General features: G+C 39.7%; 16 protein-coding genes and 4 pseudogenes. 14 read left to right on the top strand and 6 right to left on the bottom strand.

The genetic code is table 11. From position 1 onward, the window contains the following. Positions 1-323: 323 nt before the first annotated feature. The 4 genes and pseudogenes from ACKTT2_RS51395 (at position 324) to ACKTT2_RS51410 (ending at position 6,922) form a co-directional block, all read left to right on the top strand. Entirely contained in the window at positions 324-1,646 is a 1,323-nt protein-coding gene (locus ACKTT2_RS51395; protein WP_407900854.1) for an AAA-like domain-containing protein, read from the top strand. Continuing rightward, on the top strand, positions 1,643-4,492 hold the full coding sequence (locus ACKTT2_RS51400) for an AAA-like domain-containing protein (protein ID WP_407900855.1): 2,850 nt from the start codon (positions 1,643-1,645) through the stop codon (positions 4,490-4,492). The genes ACKTT2_RS51395 and ACKTT2_RS51400 overlap by 4 nt, the downstream gene beginning before the upstream one ends. Positions 4,493-4,702: 210 nt before the next feature. Further along, positions 4,703-5,284, top strand: coding sequence for a Uma2 family endonuclease (locus ACKTT2_RS51405; protein ID WP_407900856.1), 582 nt, complete (start codon positions 4,703-4,705; stop codon positions 5,282-5,284). Positions 5,285-5,416: 132 nt separating this feature from the next. Beyond that, positions 5,417-6,922: pseudogene (locus ACKTT2_RS51410) on the top strand (phenylacetate--CoA ligase family protein). A 430-nt stretch (positions 6,923-7,352) separates the two neighbouring features. On the opposite strand, the gene ACKTT2_RS51415 reads toward ACKTT2_RS51410, so the two are convergent. Beyond that, positions 7,353-8,051: a class I SAM-dependent methyltransferase gene (locus tag ACKTT2_RS51415; protein ID WP_407900857.1), complete on the bottom strand. Its 699-nt coding sequence runs from the start codon at positions 8,049-8,051 to the stop codon at positions 7,353-7,355. Positions 8,052-8,308: 257 nt separating this feature from the next. Between ACKTT2_RS51415 and ACKTT2_RS51420 the strand changes: the two are divergent. Further along, positions 8,309-8,854 (top strand): annotated as a pseudogene (locus ACKTT2_RS51420) (CAP domain-containing protein). Positions 8,855-9,083: 229 nt separating this feature from the next. Here the strand turns inward: ACKTT2_RS51420 and ACKTT2_RS51425 are convergent. Together ACKTT2_RS51425 and ACKTT2_RS51430 are read right to left on the bottom strand one after the other, a co-directional pair. After that, positions 9,084-9,898: pseudogene (locus tag ACKTT2_RS51425) on the bottom strand (EndoU domain-containing protein). Between the two features lie 388 nt (positions 9,899-10,286). Continuing rightward, the gene (locus tag ACKTT2_RS51430) at positions 10,287-10,607 is read right to left on the bottom strand and encodes a TMEM14 family protein (protein WP_407900858.1); all 321 of its coding nucleotides are present in this window, start codon (positions 10,605-10,607) and stop codon (positions 10,287-10,289) included. Positions 10,608-10,889: 282 nt separating this feature from the next. Here ACKTT2_RS51430 and ACKTT2_RS51435 point away from each other — a divergent pair, with 282 nt between their 5' ends. The 6 genes from ACKTT2_RS51435 to ACKTT2_RS51460 all read left to right on the top strand — a co-directional run bounded on the left by ACKTT2_RS51435 (position 10,890) and on the right by ACKTT2_RS51460 (position 20,402). Next, positions 10,890-12,215, top strand: a complete 1,326-nt coding sequence (locus tag ACKTT2_RS51435) for an ATP-binding protein (RefSeq protein WP_407900859.1) — start codon at positions 10,890-10,892, stop codon at positions 12,213-12,215. 53 nt (positions 12,216-12,268) lie between these two features. Continuing rightward, entirely contained in the window at positions 12,269-13,546 is a 1,278-nt protein-coding gene (locus ACKTT2_RS51440; RefSeq protein ID WP_407901013.1) for a tellurite resistance TerB C-terminal domain-containing protein, read from the top strand. A gap of 305 nt (positions 13,547-13,851) precedes the next feature. Beyond that, positions 13,852-15,165 (top strand): RNA-guided endonuclease IscB, encoded by a 1,314-nt coding sequence (gene iscB / locus ACKTT2_RS51445; RefSeq protein WP_407900860.1) that lies wholly within the window; start codon positions 13,852-13,854, stop codon positions 15,163-15,165. A gap of 142 nt (positions 15,166-15,307) precedes the next feature. Continuing rightward, positions 15,308-16,645 (top strand): ATP-binding protein, encoded by a 1,338-nt coding sequence (locus tag ACKTT2_RS51450; protein ID WP_407900861.1) that lies wholly within the window; start codon positions 15,308-15,310, stop codon positions 16,643-16,645. 1 nt (position 16,646) lies between these two features. Continuing rightward, a complete protein-coding gene (locus tag ACKTT2_RS51455; RefSeq protein WP_407900862.1) occupies positions 16,647-18,890 on the top strand; it encodes a DEAD/DEAH box helicase in 2,244 nt (747 codons plus the stop codon). 189 nt (positions 18,891-19,079) lie between these two features. Next, positions 19,080-20,402 carry an aromatic ring-hydroxylating dioxygenase subunit alpha gene (locus tag ACKTT2_RS51460; protein WP_407900863.1) on the top strand — a complete coding sequence of 441 codons (1,323 nt, stop codon included), beginning with the start codon at positions 19,080-19,082 and terminating at the stop codon, positions 20,400-20,402. Positions 20,403-20,576: 174 nt separating this feature from the next. On the opposite strand, the gene ACKTT2_RS51465 is transcribed toward ACKTT2_RS51460, so the two are convergent. Together ACKTT2_RS51465 and ACKTT2_RS51470 are read right to left on the bottom strand one after the other, a co-directional pair. Beyond that, a complete protein-coding gene (locus ACKTT2_RS51465) occupies positions 20,577-20,759 on the bottom strand; it encodes a type II toxin-antitoxin system HicA family toxin (protein ID WP_407900864.1) in 183 nt (60 codons plus the stop codon). Continuing rightward, the gene (locus ACKTT2_RS51470) at positions 20,756-20,968 is read right to left on the bottom strand and encodes a type II toxin-antitoxin system HicB family antitoxin (RefSeq protein WP_407900865.1); all 213 of its coding nucleotides are present in this window, start codon (positions 20,966-20,968) and stop codon (positions 20,756-20,758) included. Before ACKTT2_RS51470 ends, ACKTT2_RS51465 begins: the two co-directional genes overlap by 4 nt. 229 nt (positions 20,969-21,197) lie before the next feature. Here ACKTT2_RS51470 and ACKTT2_RS51475 point away from each other — a divergent pair. After that, positions 21,198-21,314 (top strand): annotated as a pseudogene (locus ACKTT2_RS51475) (DUF4058 family protein); the annotation flags it as partial. Between the two features lie 26 nt (positions 21,315-21,340). Here the strand turns inward: ACKTT2_RS51475 and ACKTT2_RS51480 are convergent. Continuing rightward, on the bottom strand, positions 21,341-23,077 hold the full coding sequence (locus ACKTT2_RS51480) for an ATP-binding protein (RefSeq protein ID WP_407901014.1): 1,737 nt from the start codon (positions 23,075-23,077) through the stop codon (positions 21,341-21,343). A gap of 97 nt (positions 23,078-23,174) precedes the next feature. Here ACKTT2_RS51480 and ACKTT2_RS51485 point away from each other — a divergent pair, with 97 nt between their 5' ends. After that, complete coding sequence (locus ACKTT2_RS51485) at positions 23,175-23,852, top strand: response regulator transcription factor (protein ID WP_407900866.1); 678 nt, start codon at positions 23,175-23,177, stop codon at positions 23,850-23,852. A gap of 342 nt (positions 23,853-24,194) precedes the next feature. Next, on the top strand, positions 24,195-24,848 hold the full coding sequence (locus tag ACKTT2_RS51490; protein WP_407900867.1) for a pentapeptide repeat-containing protein: 654 nt from the start codon (positions 24,195-24,197) through the stop codon (positions 24,846-24,848). The last annotated feature ends 172 nt before the right edge of the window (positions 24,849-25,020 follow it).

Consider the following 25,020-nt stretch of genomic DNA (forward strand, 5'->3'; position numbering starts at 1 on the left):
TTATCATGTTTTAATGGGATAATTTATTTAACCACAGAGACGCAGAGTACGCAGAGATAAGAGGTGAGAGGGCTATTGATTTCCTAAAGTTTTTATCCACCTTGACAGGGCTAAGTGGGCATTGCCCATCCTACAGTATCTAAAAAACCTGGTTTTTGTGATGACCGTACCCGTACTGTAGTTTGCGTGTATCAGTGAATATAATTTTTCAGTAAAAGTCAAGCGTTAGTAATAATACTTAATGCATAATCTTAAATGTATGGAAAATTAAGTAAAATAAAAGCAGGCTTTGAAATATATAGATTGTGACACCTTGTAAAACCATGAATTTTCAAGAGGCACTCAAGATTGTAGATGCAGCGATTTACGATCGCGAAAGCAGGCACCTAAACGATGTTGAATTAACCATTTTTCGTGGTTCTTGGGAAGGTCGAACCTACGACGAAATGGCAGAAGACTCTCAGTATAAGGCTAATTACCTCAAGGGAGACGTTGGTCATAAGTTTTGGAACCTGCTTTCAGAAGCTTTGGGAGAACGGGTTAGTAAAAGTCATTTTCGAGAGGTTGTGGAGCGATCGCAGTCGCGATTCTCATATAAGGATAATGTACCAATACAGTCAGAGAACCAGGAGGCTTCCGGTTTAAATAAATATGTGCCTCCTTCCGTAGAACCTTTCTGTCAAGAACAGATTTTGATACCTGGTGCCCTGCTTAGGATTAAAGCTTCTCCTAAAATGGGTAAAACCTTACTCATGTCTAGACTAATTAACCATGCAACTAACATTGGTTACAAAGCAGTTGTTTTGCAACTCAGAGAAGCAGCACAGACTAATAATTTAGGAAGCTTGGATAAATTCTTGCAATGGTTCTGTATCAACATTGCTCAGGAGTTGGGCTTGGAAAGTCCCTTGGAGGATAAACACTGGCACAATCAATTTCTTGACGAGCAAAGTAAATGCACAAAATATTTTGAGAATTATCTTTTGAAGAAAGACCAGCTTGAACTGGTGTTAGGCTTGGATGAGGTAGAGCGCATTTATGAATCTCCTGAAGTTGCTAAAGATTTTTTGAGTTTACTGCGAAGCTGGCATGAGAAGGCTAAAACTAGCGTTATCTGGAAAAAACTGCGGTTGATACTAGCTTATACCGAAGAATACACTCTACTAGATATAAACCGTTCACCATTTAATGTAGGCGAACTCATAGAGTTACAAGAATTTAACTCAGATCAAGTGAAAGATTTGGCAGATCGGTATGGGCTTAAGTGGGATGTCAATCGAGAAGTTAAAGAGCTAATGGAAATGGTTGGAGGACATCCTTATCTTGTTCGGAAAGCTATTACATATGTTAAATGGCAAAACAAGAACCTTGAAACTTTGTTAGAGATGGCTTCTACAGAAGCTAGAATTTACAGTGATTTATTACAAGAACATCGATGGAATTTAAAAAAGTATCCGGAACTTAATAGAAAACTTCAAGAAGTAGTTAGTGCGGATTCCCCCATAAAATTAGAGTTAGATTTAGCATTAAAGTTATATGAACTAGGACTGGTGAAATTGCAAGAAAATAGCGTGCAACCGCGCTGTGAATTGTATCGTTTATATTTTCGTTCGTATTTTAAAGAACCTTTGAAGGATGCCCAATGAATTCAGCACCAAATTCAGCGTTTAAATACCAAGTTGGGGGAAGTCTATCAGTTGATGCCCCAAGTTACATGACACGGCAAGCTGATGAAGAACTTTATGAAGCATTGAAAGCTGGAGAGTTTTGTTATGTACTGAACTCCCGGCAAATGGGAAAATCTAGTTTGCGGGTTCAAGTTATGCATCGGCTGCAAGCAGAAGGAGTCATTTGTGCTGACATCGATCTGATGATGATTGGTTGCCAACCCGGAACTCAACCGGAAAAGTGGTATGGAAGCTTTATTAATCTACTATGTACGGAATTCAATCTTCCAATTGACTTAGAAACTTGGTTAAGTTCTCGTCAGCGTCGTTCTCCTGTGACCTGGTTATATAATTTTATTGAAGAAGTACTGTTAGTACAGCTTTCTCAAAAGATAGTAATATTTATCGATGAAATCGATCGCGTTCTTGAATTAGACTTCAAAGATGATTTTTTTTCATTTATACGTGCCTGCTATAATAAGCGTGCTAACAATCTAAAATACGAACGACTCACCTTTGCATTGTTAGGAGTAGCAACACCATCTGATTTAATTAAAGATAAAAAAAGATCGCCTTTTAATATTGGTAAAGCAATTGAATTAAATGGGTTTATCTTAGAAGATGGTTTATTATTAGCGCAAGGATTAACGGATAGAGCTAGAAACAGAGCAGCTGTATTTAGAGAAGTATTGACTTGGACGGGTGGTCAACCTTTCCTGACTCAAAAGCTCTGTAAACTTATTGCTACCTCGCCATCTCCTATTCCACAAGGTGGTGAAGCTAAGTGTATTGATAACCTGGTGCGCTCTTCGATAATTGAGAATTGGGAAGCTCATGATGGACCTCCACATTTAGGGACAATTCGCGATCGCATTTTAGGAAGTAAGACAAGAACTGTTAGTTTGTTGTGTCTGTATCAGCAAATTTTGCAACAGGGAGAAATTGCTGCCGATGATAGCCCCGAACAGATAGAATTGCGGTTGTCAGGTTTGGTAGTAAAGCAGAACAACTCCTTAAGAGTTTACAACCGCATTTATGAGAATGTTTTTAACCAATCTTGGGTTATGAAGCAGCTAGAGACGGTTCGTCCTTATAACCAAGCTTTAAAAGCTTGGTTAGATTCCAATCGTCAAGGATCTTGGCTGTTGAAAGGACAAAAGCTCAAAGAGGTCTTAGAATGGTCAGCAGATAAAAGTTTAGGTGAACAAGATTATCAATTCCTACGTGCCAGCCAAGAATTCGATAGAAATCAAGCTCAGCAAGAAAAAGAAAAAGCTCAACAAATGGCTTCACATGAAGGGATACGAGCTCAGCAGTGGAGACAGGCTACTGCCGTCGCTGTTGTGATTGCTACCTTAAGTGGAGGTTTTGTATTAGGGCAAAAGTTCACATCTTGTCCATTCAATCAATTGAAGTTAAACGATGCTTGTTCACCGATAGCTAGCAGTGGAGAGAGCATCCTCTTTCGTTCTCAAAGTAACTTCGACCTTGAGCGTGGGATTGACGCTTTCAAGTCAAAGAAATATAAAGAAGCAGAGACGTTCTTTGAAAAAGCCGTAGCTAGTACTCCTAACGATCCAGAACCCCAGATTTACCTTAACAATGCAAAAGCCCGTCTGAAAAGTTCTCAAGGTTCTCCTTTCACATTAGCAGTGGCAGTGCCGATAGAAAACAACGCTACCGATGCTGAAGAAGTGTTGCGAGGTGTGGCGGATGCACAAACTCAATTCAACACAGCTAACAATGGTAAAGGTTTAAATGGTCAATTATTGGAAATTGTAATTGCTAACGATAAAGATAATCAAGATATAGCAAGGAGAGTTGCCCAACTGTTGGTTGCTAACCCAGCAGTTTTAGGTGTGATTGGTCACACATCCAGCGAAACCAGTTCTCCTGCATTACCTGAATATGAAAAAGCTGGGTTGGCTATGGTTTCTCCTGCTAGTACCAGTTCATTTTTAAAAAGTAAGGTTTTCTTCCGGACAGTTCCTTCTACCACGGTAGCAGGTGAAAAGTTGGCTGAGCATGCTAGAAGCAAGTTGTTCTTAGACAAAGTGGTCATTTTCTATGACTCTAAGAGCGTCTATAGCAAAAGTGCGAAACAAGACTTTGAGAGCGCGTTCATCGCACGGGGAGGGAAGGTTGTCGGACAAGCCGTTGACCTCAGGAATTCTAACCTAGACGCTCGGGCTGAAATTAAGCGCAGTGTCGAGCGAGATCGAGTGCGAGCTGCTATTTTATTGCCAAGTACACAAACAATTTCTGTCGCTATCTCTGTTGCTAGAGCAAATGCCGAGCTATCGCATCAGCAAAGGTTGAAAGATATGCTGGGCGGGACTGCGCTGTACAGTCCTAACACCTTAGTACAGGGTGGAGCTGCGGTTGAGGGTTTAATTTTAAATGTACCCTGGTTTGATGATGGAAAGTCCTCTTATGCGAAAAAAGCAAAAGCTAAATGGAATGGAAGTATCAACTGGCGCACTACTGGTGGTTATGATGCAACACAAGCTTTCATTGATGCAATATCTGGAAATACGCTATATAGCAAGGCTAGGAATGCCGCACTACCCAAAAATATGACACGAGAAACGGTACTTAATAATCTGAGGTTTGTAAATCTTGCACCAGAGCAAACTTCAGGAGATAAACTTCAGTTTTTTGCAGCAGGCGATCCTAATAGGGAATACCGCCTCGTTCGGGTTGGTACAGGTTGCTCTTCTCCTCAAGGTTCTCAATTTGGCTTTTGTCTAATCAAAGAGCAAGAAAACGAGCAAGAACAAGTCATACCAAATTCCGAAAATAGTCCTACTATACAGGGTCAGTAGTTTGACGAGGGTCTTCATTTGGAGGATATAAACCTGCTTTCACCCAAAAACTTCTTGCACCCTGAATCGAATCATTTTCTGGGTATCGTTCATCGTTAAGGTTATATCATTTACAAGTCGCTCGATCGACAGGTGTAAATCATATGATTGTTCAAGAGAGCGCCTTTTTTTCGCTATTCTAGAAAAGTGAATTATTCAAGGGAGCGAACGATGGTTGCTTTAAGCGATCGCATTTTGATGAGTGCAAAGGAATATCTAATTTGGGAACCAACCCAAGAGGAACGCTACGAGTATTGGGATGGCGAACTTGTGGCAATGAGCGGTGGTACGCGCAACCACAATCGCGTTTGTGGAAATTTTTTCAGGCTGCTAGATGATGCCGAGCGCGATCGCGTCTGTGAAGTATACATTGTAGATGTGAAGGTGCAGATAGAATCAGAGCAAAAGTATTTTTATCCGGATGTGGTGGTGACTTGCGATGAGCGCGATATCAATCCACAACTGGTGCAATTTCCCTGCTTAATTATCGAAGTGCTATCACCTTCAACGGAAGCAGCCGATCGGGGGAAGAAGTTTGCCAAGTATCGCCAATCTTCTACCCTACAAGAATATGTTTTAGCACAAGTAGCTCAACCAGGTGTGGAAGTGTTTCGGCGCAACGAACAGGGGAAATGGGTACTGTCTGAGTACAATTTAGACGAGATATTGCCACTCGTATCAATAAATGTGGAAATAGCGATCGCCGATTTGTACCGACAAGTGCAGTTTGAAACCGAAGAAACTGAAGATTAAAGATCTCAAACTCTACCGTATCGTTTTGAGCTTCTGGAGATTGAGGGCGATCGCATTCATCAACAATTAAGGGATAATCTTAATAGACCCATTAAATCTGTAGCTATATAAAAAGTGGGGGGAGTGTTGGAAATGAAGGTAGAACAACAGCAACGTGCTATTACAGCATTTCAAGAGTTTTTAACTACACCCTTAGACTCACTCCTACAGCAACATATCAACACGGATGCTTCCGCAGCAGCCTTAGCATTATTTCGCGATGTGGCTAGTAATGTCCCTGCTTACAAAGATTTCTTGGCACAACACGCGATAAATCCTGATGAATACCAAACTGTTGAGGATTTCCAAAGCCTTCCAGAACTGACAAAACAAAATTACTTGCAGCGTTATTCTTTAGCTAACTTATGCCGTCACGGACAACTAGAAACGTGCGATATAGTGGCTGTCTCCTCTGATTCTACAGGAAAACCCACATTTTGGCCTCGGTTTTTCTCTGATGAAATGCAAATTGCGACGCGCTTTGAGCAGGTGTTTCATGATAGCTTTTCCGCAGATACCAAACCTACTCTTGCTGTCATTTGTTTCACTCTGGGAACCTGGGTTGGTGGTATGTTTACAGCCAATTGCTGTCGTTATCTTGCAAGCAAAGGTTATCCTATTACTGTAATTACTCCTGGTAATAATAAAGAAGAAATTTTGCGAGTTTTGCAGGAACTGGGTTCGGCTTTTGAGCAAGTTGTTTTGTTGGGATATCCACCATTTTTAAAAGATGTTATTGATACTGGCATAGCTCGTGGGATTGAGTGGCAGCAGTATCAGGTAAAGTTGGTTATGGCGGGAGAGGTGTTTAGTGAGGAATGGCGAAGTTTAGTTGGAGATCGCCTCGGTTCTCGTAATTTCTGCTATGATTCGGCATCTCTCTACGGTACGGCTGATGCAGGCGTGTTGGGCAATGAGACACCTTTAAGTATTTGTATTCGGCGCTTTTTAGCAAATAATCCAGAAGCAGCACGCGCTTTGTTTGGTGAATCGCGGTTACCTACGCTAGTACAATATGACCCCATCAGTCGTTTTTTTGAAGTGAAAGATGGTGCGTTGTTATTTTCATGAAACAACGGCATCCCTCTGGTTCGTTATAATATATTAGATAATGGAGGTATAGTTCCTTATGATGCTATGCTCCAGTTTTTAGCAAAATGGGGCTTCGACCCAGTTACAGAACTGCAAGGAAATGGTGGAAGGGGGATTCGTTCGCTACCGTTTGTTTATGTCTTTGGACGCTCCAACTTTACGGTTTCATATTTTGGAGCCAATATTTATCCACAGAATGTCACTGTGGGATTAGAGCAAGCCCTTATCAGAGAATGGGTGACAGGTAAATTTGTGTTGCAGGTGAAGGAAGATGCAGATAAAAATCGATACTTATCTGTAGTTGTGGAATTGGCACCAGGTATAGAAGAAAGTGACGAGAAAAAACAAGCGATCGCATCTTCTATTCTCGAACAGCTAAAACGCCTCAATAGCGAATTTGCCAACTACGTACCTTTAGAATACCAAATGCCGCAAGTTGCTTTAGCACCATTAGGCGACCCTGAATATTTTCCTATTGGAGTTAAGCATCAATATACTAGAAATTGACTCCGCAATTAGGGAGAATCGGTGCATCTGATATTACAGACTTACCCTTGAAATTCACTATGGCTGGACATGGCTTTACTTGTTCAAATTTGAACTGTATCTAGAATTCCCAAAGTTTAATTATTAATTAACAAAAATACTACTTTATGTACGAGGCGCGATCGCTCTACTATCAATACTACAAGGGCTCTCGAATATTAGTAGGTTGGGTTGAGGCGCGTGCGAAACTCAACAGAGTCGGCACAATGTTGGGTTTCGTTCCTCAACCCAACCTACACGTTTTTATTTTTTAAGCTTAACCAAGGAGTATTGGGACACTTATGGTTGAGAACTATCTTAAACAACAGGGGGACGTTGAAGCAGGACGGAAAGAACTCGCTCGCCTCCATCCAATTGGGTAGATCGGTGAGCCAGATGATATTGCCATTGCTCAACGTTCTAACTGTATTTGTACGAAAAGGTCAGTCGCGTCTGAAAAGATGTTGTAAGGTTCTACTAACCACTTGTAACAGCAAAAACCGTCTATGATAGAATGTAAAGTGTTGGTGTCAAGGACTGTGGAGTGCCCAACTCCCAATGGATCTGAGTAATTAGAGGAAGATGGATCGATATAAGAAATGACATTAAAGAGGACATACTTTTTAGCGCACTTAACCATTTTCTTCACAAAATAGTCTACAAAACATTCGTAGTGTCGCACTCTTGTTACTAAAACTCCTAGCGCTAAAACAATATCAAATTTATTTTCTGGCTCAAAAGAGGGGTCGATAAAGTTAACTAACTTGAACTCTTGTGAGGGAAATTTCTGCTGATTTGTCGATAGGAAAGTCGGGACAATATCAATCCCAAGATAATTGGAGTAACTAATATTAGGAAAACGGAATGACAAGTAATCAAGAAGTTCTCCTTTGCCACAACCTACATCCAGTATTGAACAATTAGACCAAATCGAAACTTTTTCAAAAAGCAGCTCGAAAACTCGAAAATCTCTTTCTTCGTCTCTTTCTCCGATACTTCTTGCTGATTTTAGTCCCTCCTTTGCAACCAGTTCAGAATAATATTCTCTAATACATTGACCATCTTCTAACCACGTATTTATAAGTTCATCCGAGAATTGTGTTAGTGTCATTTGTCCCGCTCGTGTGTCACTGATACAATTAATATTTTATTGGAGCGCCCGCAGCGAAGATATAGCTTCTACTGCTGCCTTTTGTTCTGCAATCGATAAAGTCTCAACACATTCCAAAACCTGCTCAAACTTTGAAACTTGTTTCATTAGTTTTATTGGTTACTAGTTGATTTTTCATTATTGTATTTATTATAGAAGGACAAATTCAGAGGAGAAATTTGTTGTCGAAATTTCATATAAAATACAAGCGCAAAAGCTTGATAACCCAAGTGATTTCGGTTGTAGGAGTAACACTAGCATTTTTAACCACAGGTTGTGAGGAGGCTGTAGAGTATTTGCCTCCCTTACCTAAAATGGAAGTGCCATCTAGCAAACCTCCAAAACCTCCTGTTCTCGCCCAAACTTCTGCAACAGCCACGATTGAGGCAGCAGTTAGGCAAGATATTAATAAAGTTCGCGTTAAATATGGGCTAAAACCTTTGTAAAACAATGAAAAGTTAGCACAAGTTGCCCGAAGGTACAGTCGGCAAATGGCTGAGAAAAACTTTTTTAGCCACACTGGAGCTGATGGTAGTACTCTTTCCCAAAGAGCACAATCGGGAGGAATTATATACTGGGTGGTAGGTGAAAATTTATTCAAAAGTACAAATATTCCCCAACCCGTACCAGTTGCAGTGAAGGGCTGGATGAAAAGCCCCGGACACCGTGAGAATATTCTACGTCCAATTTTTAGAGAGACTGGGGTAGGTGTTTGGAGAATTGGCAGTACTTACTACATTACTCAGTTATTTTTACGAGGTTAACTCACACTTTCTCTTATAACAAGGGCAGGAGGCTCCCCTCCAACAGCTTGTAGCGATCGCACCAAGATCTCATGTACGAATGAGCACTAAACAAGTAAATAGGGCTATGCCGCACATTCGCAGTTGTAGGGCATAGCCCCACCTACAAAATTTGGTAATTTTAGAGCGGAAAGGGAGTAGTTAACTACTGATTGCCTATGATTTAACTTTTAGTTAAAAGGTGGAACAATTAAGAATCTTTACATTTTTCACCACTTGGTGTCGCATCGGGGTAATAGGTGATTATTGCCTTTTCCTTCCTGACAAACACTGTAGGGAACTTTTTTCCAGTTTCTTGGTCTCGTGCATTATATATGCAAGCTCCGTCAGTTTCTCCTTGAAGCTTAAAGATTTTTGTAACATTTAAAAGCATTTCTTGAGCGTTACTAAGATAACCATATCCTTTAATAACGTCCGTCACTGTTTGGTTACCTTGCTTAATAACAACTCCTAATGTATATATAACTCCAAGAACAACTTCCTCGCGAGTTTTATCGCTAACAAAGCGTCCTCCAATTCCCTGATTTTGTAATTCTAAAGATCTGCCGTAAAAATGTAAACCACCGATATCATTAGCGTTATATATTTCTCCACAAAAGATGTGTTCAAACCCACGACGCTTAAACCAAATTTCTGTTAAATCTTCTATAAATTGTGCTTTTTGCTTGCGTCCGGAACGCAATTCACCATTGGTAACTTGCTGAAGTTTTTGTACTACATCTGGATAATATGACAGCAACTCCTAAATTTATTGGGGCTAACTCTAGTACCTATAAGTCCGCAAACGTTTAATACAGCTTTGTCGAATGGATTCAATTGAGGTGCTGGTGGGGAAATATCTAGCTGTTGTCTTTCAGGATAGTCTACAGATACGGGATTGTTTTCATTATCAAAAAAGGGTACGAGTTTGATATCTTGTTGCTGAGCCTTTGCAGAGTTATGCAACCAAATTGGGCAAGTCAGCAAATAGATAGCAAAAATAGGTGCTAATTGCTTGAGGTTCATATAGCAATGCTGATGGAATACCGTTTTCAGATGAAGATGCTCCCGAAAAAACTCTACCATCTGTGGCATTTCTCCTTACCCCCCTTAATCCACGCCCTTACGGGTTCGCCACTCCTCTGGGCGTGGGAAACCCGCCTACAAGGGTGGACTCACCACTTGCTACAAGTCGCTTAACCCGCGATGGCGCAGTAGCTCCCCCTTATAAAGGGGGGGAAACAGGAAATTTATTTTCCTCCCCTTTATAAGGGGAGGTTAGGAGGGGTAAAAATAATATGCATCTTCATATCAGCTACGCTATTGTTGTTGTTTAGAATTTAATAAGACATAAGTAAACGGTCGGGGATTCTTCAGAGTTGAAAAAATTAGTATTGCTCATCCAATACCTAATTTACTTAAACACTGCCAATTGCTTCACCATGATTGCTAATGCCAATGTACCCAGGATAATCATCAATCCTGCGGGCATAAACTTGCGCGTTTTAGCCAATCGGAATGCGAAGAAAACGACTAAAAAAGCAGTGACACCAGATGCTAGGATCGCGCCCCAACTTTGTCCTTGGAATTGGACAAAAGCTGCAAGAAGCAATAATACGCCGCTTAAAATACCACTGACAAGCGAAATCGTACTATTACTCTTAAAGTAGCCAATAATACCACCAAGAATGACTAAAATGCCGTAGACAAGGGCTGCAACAATACCTAAAGTCATTGTAAAACCTGTGTAGATTTTGATTTTGCTGCAAGCATTGGCAGAACATTTACCAGAACTCTTAACTCATATCACTTTACTACAGTTTCCACCTAAATGAACCACGCTGTTTGTAAGGGCGCAAGGTCGCCGCGCCCCTATAAGTGTAGTCTATTTAACGGAAAACAGCTGTAATATACCATCTGAAAAAAGAGTGCTACAGATAATTGGGTGAAAATAAGCTCTATCAAGGCTTTATTAATCCAAAATCCACTCATCCAAAATCCAACATGGTATCAATTGATGGATAACCAAGTAGTTGCAAAGGTTCAGTTCCTCCAACGCCAAGCAGCCTCCCTTTTACTCTACCAATCTGTACTTCAAAGCGAAGCAGGGAAAGCATTTCTTGATTTGTTGCAAGCTATACGCTATATTGATGCGGATGCGCGAGGTTGTCTTCAAGCCTACGGCAGTTACTTCAAATGCTTAGCTGCAAGAGGTCAAAACTGGGAAGATTATCTCGTGACTCAAATCCTTAGAGATGACAATCCTTTCTCTCAACTTGCTCAAAAGCAAGAATTCGAGAATTTGCCATATTCTTTGGTAGCAGCAGCAGAACACGATTTACAAGCGCTACAAAGTCTTTATCAATGCAGTAGCGCGACTTTAAGCGAATGGGTGCAAACTGGAGCATATCTACCTATATCACCAGTGGTTTGGTATGTGGAGCCAGAGGAGGCGGTGGGAGATCGGGAATTACCCGTAATCGAAAAACTACAACATTTAGAAAATTGGGCTGACGCAATAGAAGAATTAGCTGTATATTATCGTAAATCCGGTACTGGTTTATTTGCAGAATGTCAAGCTTTGCGTTGGGAAGCAGGACAGTTTGTTGGAATATACCATCCCGATCCAATTCGTTTGAATCAATTGACTGGTTATGAGGCTCAAAAGGAAGCTTTGTTAAAAAATACTGAATTTTTATTATCAGGACAGGTCGCCTTGCACGTACTACTGTACGGAAGCCGTGGTTCGGGAAAATCTTCTCTAATCAAAGCTTTGTTAAATGAATATGGCAAGGGGAACTTACGCCTGGTAGAAGTGGCAAAATCTGAATTAAAGGATTTAGCAAAAATCGTGGAACAGTTACGCGGTTTACCACAAAAATTTATTATCTTTGTTGACGACCTTTCTTTTGAGGAAGATGATGATGCTTTTAAAGCACTCAAAGTTGTATTAGAAGGGAACTTGACTGCAAGACCTCAAAATGCAGTTGTATATGCCACCTCAAACCGCCGTCACTTAATTCGAGAATTTTTTGCCGATCGCCCATCTCCTAAAGAAAATGACGAAATTCATGCTTGGGATACTATGCAGGAAAAACTTTCTTTTAGCGATCGCTTTGGTTTAACTTTGACTTTTGAACCAGCCAATCAAAAAACTTATCTGCAAATTGTCCGTCATTTAGCACTAAAAGCCGAAATTGAAATCGATAGGGAGGAATTAGAACGTCAAGCTTTACAATGGGCGACCCGTCATAATGGTCGTTCTGGAAGGACAGCACGACAATTTGTTGACTTCTTAAAATCAGATTTGGCACTATCTAAATCAGTGACCAGTGACCAGTGACCAGTGACCAATCCCCTTTAACTATGTTAAAAATCAGCAGTCATCAATCAAGTATGAGTAGCAATCGGTTCATTATAGGTATAATTGCTTTCAGTGTCAGTTTTGGTCTCAGCCTCTTCCTAAGTTGGGATTTTAATAGAGCCTTTCTTACAGGTTTAGTCACTGTACCTGCAACTTACATAGCTGCATTTTTTGTAGATAAACGACGCCGAAATCATGAAATGCTCGTTCTAGATTCTCTTCAAAGGAGAATTCAAGAACTTGAGGGATTAAAATTCCACATTGTTTCAGAAATTAAGCAACTAGAAGCACATAATGCTTTACTATATTCGGAATCAAGTAAATTACAAAATCAGCTTGTAGAACGTCGCACTCAAAGAGACAGCTTTCATCGAGAGTTAAGCTCTTTTTTTCAAGAAAAACAAAAGTTAGAAGCAGAACTTAATTATCTTCAAAACCAGCTACAAACACTAGATAAAACAAAAACAGATTTAAATCATTCTTTCTCTGCTCTCAATTCAGAAAAGCGCCGTTTGGAATTAAATTGTAATGTGTCTCGTGTTGAGGTCACAAATTTACAAAATCAGCTGATTGAACTCCAACAACAAAAACAAGAATTAGAAAGTAGTCTTACCCTTCTGAACAGGCTCAAGCCACAACTTGAAGAAAAATTGTATGAGTTGCGAGTTGAAATTCACGAGATGGAAGTGCAAGAACAACAGCAATCTCAGTTACTAACAGCTAAAAAAGCTGAGAGAGAAAACATAGAAGCAAGTTTAAATTCTTTACATGAGGAACTTACGGAACAACGTCGAGAGCTAGAACAGTTACAAGGTCAAGTTTCATTACTTCTCAACGAACGCGACCAGTTACAAAGTCAAGTCTGGGAGTTGCTCCAACAAATGGAAACTTTAACTTCCGATACCTCACTTTACCACAATGAGCAAAACAGAGAAGCAGAGTTTTTCCCCTTCTCTGAATTAATGGATTCTTTAGAACCAGTAAATAGTTTAGCAGATAATTCAGAAGATTTATCGGAAGAATGGGAGAAATTCGTAGAACGGCTACCAAATTATGAAATTCAGGTTTTAAAAGCTATACTAGAACAAGAGAATCCCAGTCCTACAATAAAAAAGATTGCTGAAGACAACATTACAATGCCAAATTTGTTAATTGACTCTATCAACGAACTCGCTCGAGATACAATGGGTGAACTGTTAATTGATACAGCATCAGATAATCCCACGATTTATCAAGAATACATAACAGATGTCAGAAAAGCGATCGCAATCCACCAAGATATGATGGCTAGGCAAACCTCAAGAAATTAAAGGTATATACATATATATATTCTCGTCGCTAGGTCTGAACTAAATAACGAGAATAGAACGAGGTCAGCACCCTGCACTAAAGTGACAGGGCTTCGTGCCTTAACATTTTAGTTAGTTGACCAGCTTAAGTACTTTAAGTACTACGTTATTAGCAAGAGTTAAAATTCTCACCTACAGATGCGTTACCAGTTTGTAGCTCTGAAACCGAGTAATTAAACAGTTTTACGAAGGGGAAGACAGTGTTACTTGGAAAGTACCGACTAATAACTTTGGCGAGGCTAACATTACCCGTAAGGAGGCTCCTTGTGAGCAAAGTATTTGTAATTGGCACAAACAAACGTCCAATAAATCCAATCCATCCAGCACAAGCAAGACAACTTTTAAGAAATGGGAAAGCAGCAATATTCTGCAAATTTCCATTTACTATTCTTTTAAAAGAAGCACGTCCAGATATCGAAGTTCAACCGCTAAGAATTAAAATTGACCCTGGCTCTCAAGTCACAGGGATAGCAATAGTAAACGATGCATCATGTGAGGTTGTATTTGCAGCCGAACTTAAACATCGAGGTTTTGCAATTTCGTTTTCTCTTACCTCAAGAAAACAACTAAGAAGGAGTAGGAGAAATCGCAAAACAAGATATTGCCAACCACCAAAACACGAATGGTATAGAAAAGGCAACAAAAAACCCGTCCCAAAACAACGTAGAACTTGGTTAGTACCAAGCTTAAAAAGTCGTATTGATAACATCAAAACTTGGGTTGAAAGATTACGTAAAGTTGCACCAATTGAAGCCATTAGTCAAGAATTAGTACAATTTGATATGCAACTAATCCGCAATCCAAATATTCAGGGGAAAGAATATCAGCAGGGTACTCTTTTCGGCTACGAAACGAGAGAGTATCTTTTAGAAAAATGGAACAGACAATGCGCTTACTGCGGTGTAAAAGATATTCCTCTCCAGATAGAACATATTCATTGTCGTGCTAAAGGGGGAAGTGATTCGATTACAAATCTTACATTATCATGCGAAAAATGTAATCAGAAAAAAGGGACAAAAGATATCAGAGATTTCCTCAAAAAAGACCAAACAAGATTAGAGAAAATATTAAAGCAAGCAAAACAACCTCTTCCAGACGCGGCTGCTGTTAACACAACTCGATTTGCATTATTTGAAACACTGAAAGCTACGGGGCTACCAGTAGAAACAGGTAGTGGCGGTTTGACTAAGTTCAATAGGACGAAACTTGAATTACCGAAACTTCATTGGGTAGACGCAGCGTGTGTTGGTCAATCGACTCCGATTTTAAATATCAAAGGAGTTAAACCTTTGCTGATTAGGGCTAACGGTCATGGAACAAGACAAATGTGCGGCACAAATAAACACGGATTTCCAATTCGTCATCGAGAACAAAAACAAATTCATTTTGGGTTTAAGACTGGCGACATTGTTAAAGCAGTTGTCACGAATGGAAAGAAAGTAGGAGAGTATATTGGTCGTGTTTTATGTCGTAAAACTGGTAGTTTTGACATCGCTACTAAATCTGGAAGAGTAGCGGGAATTAGTCACAAATACTGCAAACAAATTCATGCAAAAGACGGCTACAGCTATGGATTTTAAACATTTTATAATGCCATTAAAATGGCACGGGTCGAGGTTCCTGAGCCAGTGCGTTGCGGGGGTCCCCCCCGTTGAAGCACCTGGCGTCCGCGAACTAAAGTTGCGCGGCTTCTCCTCTCCCGGAGGTTTTTAGGTGATTTACATGGCAAAGCTGAAAATATCAAAAAAAGTATCTACTGCTTTAATGAACTCTCTTAGTGCGGGGGTAGTACCGAGAGTGGGGTTAGAACATATAGCAGTGGGAAGAGAAAAGGAACTGAAAAGTTTATTACAAAATCTTGATGATATAGCTGAAGGTGTAGCAGCATTTCGTTTTGTTGTTGGTAACTACGGGTCTGGAAAAAGCTTCATGCTACAGTTAGTCCGAAATTACGCTATGGAACAAGGTTTTGTAGTCACTGATGCGGATTTATCTTTAGAACGTCGGCTTGCAGGAAGTAACAACGAAGGCTTAGCAACCTATCGAGAATTAATGAGTCACCTCGCCACAAAAACCCGCCCTGATGGCGGTGCTTTAATCTCTATTTTAGAAGGATGGATTAACAAAATTCAACAAGAGGTCGCAAAAGATACTGGTATGCGTCCCAATGATGAAGGTTTTGATGATAAAGTTGAAGACAAAATTAGAGAAGTTGTTCAGTATATCGAAGATTTAGTTCATGGTTTTGATTTTGGAAACGTTATTGTTGCTTACTGGCGGGGCTATCGTTTGGATGAGGATAATTTAAAGAATGCTGCTCTCAAATGGTTGCGGGGAGAATTTACGACAAAAATTGAGGCAAAAGCGGCTTTGGGAGTTCGCGTCATTATTGATGATGAAACGTGGTATGACTACCTTAAGTTATTGGCAAAGTTTGTTGCTGAAATTGGTTATAAAGGGCTGGTAGTTCTGCTTGATGAAGCCGTGTATTTGTATAAAATACCGACTACAGTGACTCGTGAGAAAAATTATAACAGATTGCTGGGAATGTTTAACGACACCATGCAATGTAAAGCAGAACATCTTGGAATTCTTATTGGTGGAACGACAAGGTTTTTAGAAGATCCGAATCGGGGACTTTTTTCTGATTCTGCTTGGCGAAGACGTACAAAAGAAAGCCGTTTTGTGTTGCAAGCAGGCGTACAAGAATTTTTAGGTCCCGTGCTGCGGCTTAATCCGCTTGTCGAAGAAGAAATTCTCATGCTTTTGCAAAGGTTAGCTGAGATTCATGCTTCTAACTATGGTTACCAGCAAACTTTGACAAACCGAGATTTGAAAGAATTTGTCCAGGAAATTGTCAGTCGGTTGGGTGCTGAAGCTTTGCTGACACCAGGTGAAATTGTCAGAGATTTTATTAGTGTCGCAAACGTTCTCTACCAAAATCCTAGTTTGACTTTTAAGAAACTCATTCATGGCAATGACTTTAAACCCACTTCTGTCAAGAAAAATGTAGACATTAATGTGGATGAAGATGATGACGTTGCGGAAATAAGTTTGTGAAATGAGTGAGGCTATTTTTTCCAAACTTGCACCCTTTATTCAGGAATACATTTACGATCGCAACTGGACTGAGTTAAGACCCGTTCAAATCGAAGCCTGTAAAGCGATTTTCAATACAGATGCTCACTTACTCGTGACGGCTGGAACTGCTTCTGGAAAAACTGAAGCAGCATTTCTTCCTGTTTTAACTGAATTATACGAAAACCCTACTACTACAATTGGGGCGTTATATATCGGTCCTATTAAAGCTCTCATTAATGACCAATTTGAACGCTTAAATGATTTGTTGAAAGAAGCTGAAATTCCTGTTATTTGTTGGCATGGTGATGTTTCTCAAAGTCAGAAAAATAAGCTTTTGAAAACCCCTAGAGGAATTTTACAAATCACGCCGGAATCTTTGGAAAGTTTGTTGATTAACAAGCATCATGAATTGTTACGTCTATTTGGAGATTTAAGATTTATCATTATTGATGAAATTCACGTTTTTATGGGTTCGGAACGTGGAGGTCAAATTCTTTGCCAGTTAACGCGGTTGGAGAGAGTTATTAAGAAAGAACCTCGAAGAATCGGTTTATCGGCGACATTGGGAGATTATTCAATGGCTGAGGAGTGGTTGCGGTCTGGAACTAGAAGAGCGGTTATCACTCCCAGAATTGACGCAGGTAAGCGTCAAATTAAGTTAGCTGTAGAGCATTTTTATGTTGGGGATGTCAACTATCAAGAAGTAGGTGAAAGAGAGGAAATTAGGGAGTGCGTTCGCGAAGCGGCTGCTTTGCAGCATCGCCCTTGGCGCAAGCCGTACTCGGCTTATCGCTATATTTTTAATTTGAGTAAATCTCGAAAATGTCTAATTTTTGCTAATAATAAATCCCTCACCGAATCAGTTATTGGAGCATTACGTAAAATTGCTCGTGAGACGGGAGAGGAAGATATTTATCACGTGCATCATGGCAGTATTTCTGCTCGTTTGCGTCAAGCTACTGAAAGTGCAATGCGCGAACCGAATCGTCCGGCTGTAACTGCTGCAACGTTAACGTTGGAATTAGGTATCGATATTGGGTATTTGGAACGAGTGATTCAGTTGGAATCCCCTCTTTCTGTTGCGAGTTTTTTACAAAGATTGGGACGTACCGGGAGACGAGGAGAAGCGGCTGATATGCGTTTTGTATGTGCTGAAGAAGAGATATCTTCGGAAAAGCCATTACCAGAACAAATCCCTTGGCAACTTTTGCAGTGTATCGCTATTATTCAACTTTATTTAGAGGAGCGTTGGATTGAGCCAATTCAGACTCCTAAATATCCTTGGAGTTTGTTGTATCAACAAATGATGAGTATTTTAGTGTCTGAAGGTGAGATTTCACCTGCTAATTTGGCAAAGCAAGTTTTAAGTTTGCCAACTTTTGCTCATATTTCAAGAGAAGATTTTAAAATATTAATAGATTATTTGCTTGCGATCGATCATATTCAGGTAACCGAACGAGGTAAAGTTATTCTTGGTTTGACTGGAGAAAAAATTGTAGGAAAATTTCAATTTTATGCTGTCTTTTCCGACAATCAAGAATATCTCGTCAAGCAAGGAAATACAGAAATAGGTAGTATAGCCACACTACTTCCTGTGGGAAATACCTTTGCTTTAGCAGGTAGAACCTGGGAAGTGACGGAAGTTGATTTCAAAAAAAGGATTGTTTTGGTAAAACCAGGAGAAGGTCAATCAAGTATTTACTGGCGTGGTGGAAGTGGTACTATTCATACGAAAATTTTGCAAAAACTGCGTCAAGTTTTATGTGAAGAGACAGAATATAGCTATTTACAAAAAAACGCTTTACTTAGATTGCAATCTGCTCGCAAATTGGCAAAAGCCTCTGGATTAGATACAAATTATATCGTACAATTAGAAAAAGGTAAGTGTTGTATTTTTCCTTGGATAGGTACAGTGGCTTATCGTACATTAGAAAGGTTGCTGAACTGTTTTTGTCGAGAATCACTAGAAATTAAAAGTATAGGTGGCAATAATCCTTATTTTTTCATAATTAAACTAGCACCAGAAAAATTGAAATATTTACAATCTGAAATTATTTCTCTATGCGAGCAAAGAATTCCTAATGAAGCGTTAGTCAGCACTTCTGAAGCGCCGCAAATGCAAAAGTATGACGAATTTATTCCTTACCCACTTCTACGCAAAGCATTTGCTAACGATTATTTAGATATGATAGAGCTTAGAGGATGTTTGAAAAGTCATGATTGATGTATCAAATATTTTTTACCCTACCCTAGCCCTCCCCTTTCCAAGGGGAGGGAACTAGAAATCTAGTTTCCCCCCAATACATCGGGGGGATTAAGGGGGGTACTAATGTGGTTAAAACCCCCATTCCGCACCCCAACTGTCACATGGCTACCTAGTACTTATAGTTAAAAAATTAAATAGGAGTTCTATATGCAAACGGAATTCAACTTTTTCCAACACTGGTATCCTATATCGCCTGTAGAAGACCTTGACCCAACGAAACCAACACCAGTAACTCTTTTAGGGCTTCGTTTGGTCATTTGGAAACCCAAGTCCTCTGACAATTTTCAAGTGTTTTTAGATCGATGTCCTCACCGTCTTGCACCGTTAAGTGAAGGACGAATTGATGAGAAGACTGGCAATTTAATGTGCAGCTATCACGGTTGGCAATTCGATTCTAATGGGATTTGTACTCGCATTCCCCAAGCAGAAAAGTCAGAACTCGTGACTGAGAATAAACAACTGTGCGCGATCGCATTTCCTTGCTGTCAGGAAAATGGTTTACTCTGGGTTTGGCCTGATGTGAATTCTGCCGAGCAAGCAGCTAATACAGCGTTACCTCTGTCGCCACAGGTTGATGCAAGTCAAGGTTTTGTGTGGCATTCTTTTGTACGAGATTTGGATTATGACTGGCAAACCCTTGTAGAAAATGTGGCAGACCCCAGTCATGTTCCTTTTGCCCATCACGGAGTGCAGGGCGATCGCGAAAAAGCAGCTCCCATGAACATGAAAGTTGTACAATCAACACCAAACTTGATTCAAGTCGCCAATCAAGGAGGGTACAACACAACAATTACTTTTGAGCCACCTTGTCACTTAGAATATGCCATCAATTTTGGTAACCAAGGAAAACAAATAGGGCTTGTAACTTATTGCATACCAGTGGCTCCGGGTAAATCAAGAATTGTAGCTCAGTTTCCCCGTAACTTTGCCAAAACCCTTCATCGTCTCATACCTCGTTGGTGGGATCACATTCAAAACCGGAATCAAGTACTGGATGGAGATATGATTTTTTTACACCAACAAGAGTATTTTCTCCAACAGCAAAAAGGTAACTGGAAAACTGCTTACCGACTACCCACAAGCGCAGATCTCTTGGTTATTGAGTTTCGGAGATGGTTTGATAAATATTGTCAAGGACAATTACCTTGGAACGAAGTTGGGATAGACATTCCACAAAATTTGACAATAAACGAGAATCGTCAAGAACTACTCAATCGTTATAAGCAACATACTCAACATTGTAGTAGCTGTCGAGGTGCGCTGAAAAACATACAGCGCCTGCAGTGGATACTTTTGGGATGCTTTGTCATTCTTGTTTCAGCAGTTGCTACTTTTCCCGATGTACTTCGAGTGAAATTAGGTGTACCTTTAATTATTTTGGCACTTTTAAGTCTATCAGTTTACACTTGGCTCAAATTCTTGTTAAGCCCTAAATTTTACTTTGTAGACTATGTGCATGCTGAGAGATAAATAATGCAAATTATAAGGATATGGACGAAGAGTTGAATTTTCCATGTAGTTAGCGTTGTTGCACGTTTTAAATTCATGTCCTAAGAAAGTAACGCCAAGTCATTGCTTACACCGAAATATTGAGGGGATACCTTTTCACAACAACTCGATAAATTCATCAACGCTCAAACCAACTTATCGAATAATAGCTCGTAAAGTTCCTTTGTCTAATTCGTCATGATTTGGTACAACAACTTCAGAAAACGGTTCATTCCTACGCAAAATAATATGGCTTCCACGTTGCCGTAATATGTAAAATCTTGTTTTCCGTAATGCTTTAACGCACTCTTGACCAGAAATTCTTGGTAACTTGCTCATAATACGTCAATCAGAACCGTTTCCAAATTATCTTCTGGTATAGGACGACCTTCTTCCTTTAAAACTTCAATATATAACTCAATAGCCTCCTTAATATTAACAACTGATTCCTCTTTCGTCTTACCTTGACTAATACAAGCAGGTAAGCTAGGGCATTCAGCTACCCAATATCCATCTTCACCTGGATAAATAATTACTTGCCTCTTCATAAAAAATAACATTCATAACGACTTTTCTATTCTACTTTACTTTCAAGAAATGTTATACCAATTCTCCAAATGATTGCTACACACGATCCCCCTAAATCCCCCTTAAAAAGGGGGACTTTAAGTACTTTCCCCCCTTTTTAAGGGGGGCTAGGGGGGCTCTCAATCTGTTGCTTTAATATAGAGAATTGGTATTAGCCTGTTCTTAGGTAAAATTGACGGCAATTAACTTATGTCATATCCTTTTCCTGGAATGAATCCTTATTTGGAACATCCATCTTTAGGGTCGGGTGTTCATCATAGGTTAATTACTGCAATTGCCAATGATTTAGCACCACAAATCCGACCAACTTTGACGAAAGTGATGAAAGAGGGTTAAGAGGGGAGTGAGACGGTAAAAGTAGTCCCAACTCCTAGTTGACTTTCCACATTGATACTACCACCATGTAATTCCACACATTTTTTCACAACTGCTAACCCCAATCCTGTTCCTGACACATCACCCACGTTTTGGCCTCTTTGGAAAGCTTGATATAACTGTTCTCGATCTTCTTGAGAAATTCCAATTCCTTGGTCTTGAATTTGAAAAATTGCTTGTTCTTTATCTTTTGTTAGAGTAAAGTATATTTTACTATTCTGAGGTGAGTATTTAATAGCGTTATCCAGTAGATTGGTAATAATTGAACGGAGAAGTTTTTCATCCACACAAGCTATTTTTTCTAAAGATTGATGGAGAAAAATAATATCTTGTTGACTTCCCGTAATAAACTGTATGTCTTCCACTATGGTGTAGCAAAAATTTTCTAAATTAAGAGGATGAGGTTTAAACTCTAATTTTCCTGCTTCGGCTCTTGATAGAGTGAGAATATCTGTTAATAGTTGGGTCATGGTTTTTGCAGAAGATTGAATGCGTTGCAAATTTTTTCGCTTTTTCTCTTCCGACCAATCTTTAGAGTTTTCTAAAACTTGAGTTGAAATCAAAATCGTACTTAAGGGAGTGCGAAATTCATGGGATACCATTGAAAAAAAACGAGTTTTCAATTCCCGCAATTCTAGTTCTTTTTCTAAATTTCGTCGGATTTCTTCTGCTTCCCTTGCTTGTTTTTCTATAGTAATGTCGCGTGCTAGTACTAACCTTGCACGTCTTCCTCTAAAAATCAGTTCGTGAGAAATGGCTTCAACATCAATTAACGTACCGTCTTGCTTTTTATGCCTCTCGATCGCTGTTTGCTTTATTGTTGAAGAGAGTTGATAAATTCTCTTCATAACGCTTGATACATCTTCTGGTGGCAAAATATTCTTAACCGTCATCGATAAAAACTCTGCTTGAGAATAACCATACTGCTTAACAGCAACTTCATTGACTACTAAAAACTTTAAAGTTTCTAGGTCGTAAACCCATAAAGGATGAGGATTGACTTCAAATAATTTTCGGTATCGTTTTTTGCTTTCTCTTAAAACCTTTTCCAACTGCTGTCTTTTGTTAATTTGTGCCTGAAGGAGTGAGTAGACAGAAAACAATAAACTAAAGCTAAAGCAGAAACCAGCGATCGTCATTATAGTTGTGAAGTGAAAACTTTGTTCTGATTCTGCCCTCCGACGCTGTAATAGTAGCTGCTCTTCGTTTTCTATTTGAGTAATAATCTGCCAAATTTCATCGTGAAGCATCAGCCCTTTATCTGTCAAAGCTATTTGAGTCTTTGTATCTGATTTATTTTGTTTGTATAATTTAATTGAAGTTTTAATTAAATTAACTCTTTCAATTATTAAGGGTCTAATAAGATTAAGTTTTCGACGTTGATTTTGATTATTAGCAGTTGCATTTTGAGCTTCATTAAATTCAGTATTAATACTTTGAACAGCAGTATTGTAAGTTTCCAGATAAGATTCTTTTCCTGTAATAATATAACCTCGTCTTGCTCTTTCTGCATCTCGTAGTGTAGTTAATATATCTCTAACTTTTTGCAAAACTTCGTAGGAAGCCTCTACTTGTTTTTGCCTAGAAAAAACTTTTGCAGTGTTTTGATATGAAATAGTATTGACAACCGTGAGAATAAGTACTGCAAGGGCAAACCCAACAGTCAAAATTTTCCTTTCTAAAAACCACTTCATGTACAACACTGCAATATCTCTCTAAAATTTCTATGATGATTGATAGCACTTTCTGATTTTTGGATTAGGATTTTTTTAAGATTTCTTTGTAGTTGATATGCGAATTTTGCTTGTTGAAGATAATGGGCGTTTAGCAGAAGCCTTATGTGAAGCGTTAACGGATCAGCTTTATGTCGTAGATTTAGTGAAAGATGGGGAGTCTGCTTGGAAACAGATAAAGATCGTAGCTTACGACCTCATTTTGCTGGATATTATGCTTCCCATACTAGACGGTATCAGTCTTTGTCAGCGCTTGCGGTATCATGGTTATACTTTGCCAATACTCATGCTAACCGCCTGCGATACCAGAACCGATAAAATTAATGGTTTAGATGCTGGTGCGGATGATTACGTCGTCAAACCCTTCGATTTGCAAGAATTATTAGCCCGCATTCGTGCTTTATTACGACGCGGAAGTTTTGCCTCTACACCCACTCTAGCGTGGGGGAGTTTGTACCTCAATCCCAGTACTTACGAAGTGACATACCTGAATATCCCTTTACAGTTGACACCTAAAGAATTTAGTCTTCTAGAACTGTTACTCCGGAATGGACGTAGAGTTCTCAGCCGTGCAGTCATTCTGGAAAACCTATGGAACAGTGAAAATCCTCCAGAGGAGGATACAGTCAAAGCACACATCAAAGCTTTGCGTCAAAAACTCAGATCTGTTGCAGCCCCAGACGATTTGATTGAGACAATTCACGGATTGGGATATCGAATGAAGCAGGTTTCTTGAGAAAACAGGGCATTGGGCATTGGGCATTGAATATTAATCATTTTCCCATTCCCCATTGCCCCTTATCCCCAGAGGGGGCCCCGAGTTCCCCATCGCCCCTTATCCCCAGAGGGGACCCCGAGTTCCCCATTCTTATCAAGCTTTTGTAACCTTTATCAGGATCTTTTGACATAAAAATGACATAAATTGCCTATCATAAGGTCTTCCCGAATTTTTCCCGAAATTTTCTCCAATTTTTTTAGATTTTTTACCCAGCTTGACTACGTTTGCGGTGTAATCTCAGAGATGCAGTAATTGTTAAGTATCTCCCGTGGAGGTATTTACACACCCAGAGGTCATACCATGAGAAACTTTGCTGAAAAACAGGAATTTATTCTCAGTCAAATTACGGATACGTGTTTTCATCGAAGGGACTTGAGTGGATGTAACTTAAGCGGAATTGACTTAAGAGCCGTTGATTTAAGTGGAATTCATTTGATCGGAACTGATTTACGTGGTGCAAACCTAAGTGGGGCAATCCTCACCGGAGCAAATTTAAGTGGTGCAAATTTGCAGGAAGCCAACTTGCAAGATGCTTATCTATACGAAGCTTCTCTATGCGAAGCTAATTTAAGCGGTGCAAATTTATATGCTGCGAATTTGTGTGGGGCTTTCTTATGGAGGGTCAAATTATCTCGCAGTAACCTGTGGTCAACGTCTTTATGTGATGCAGATTTAAGTGAAGCGGACTTAAGTGAAGCAAGATTAATTGAAGCATCACTGATTGAAGCCAATTTGGTTAGGGCAAATCTTTCCGGGGCAAAGCTTTGTGGGGCAATTTTGCTAGAAGCAAATTTAAATCAAGCCAATTTAACGGGTGCAGATCTAACGTGGGCAAATTTAATAGAGGCAAATTTAAGTGAGGCTAATCTCTGGGAGACAAATCTCACAAATGCAAAGCTACACGGTACTATTATGCCTGATAGTACAGTTCACTACCCACAATTATTCTTTTAATTTATTTTAATAAATCTCAGGGTGCAAAGTTTGAGCGGCAAGGCAATACTACTTGCTTAACAAGATTTTCCATCAAGACAAGTAGGGGATGCAAGGGGTGCAGGGGAGGAAAGAATGGCAAAACCTACGTAGTATTGAGGGGCAAGGGACAAGGGGGACAAGGTAGAATTCG

Origin of the sequence: Scytonema hankhaensis NUACC26 (assembly GCF_045865695.1) — a bacterium.
GTDB lineage: Bacteria > Cyanobacteriota > Cyanobacteriia > Cyanobacteriales > Nostocaceae > Scytonema.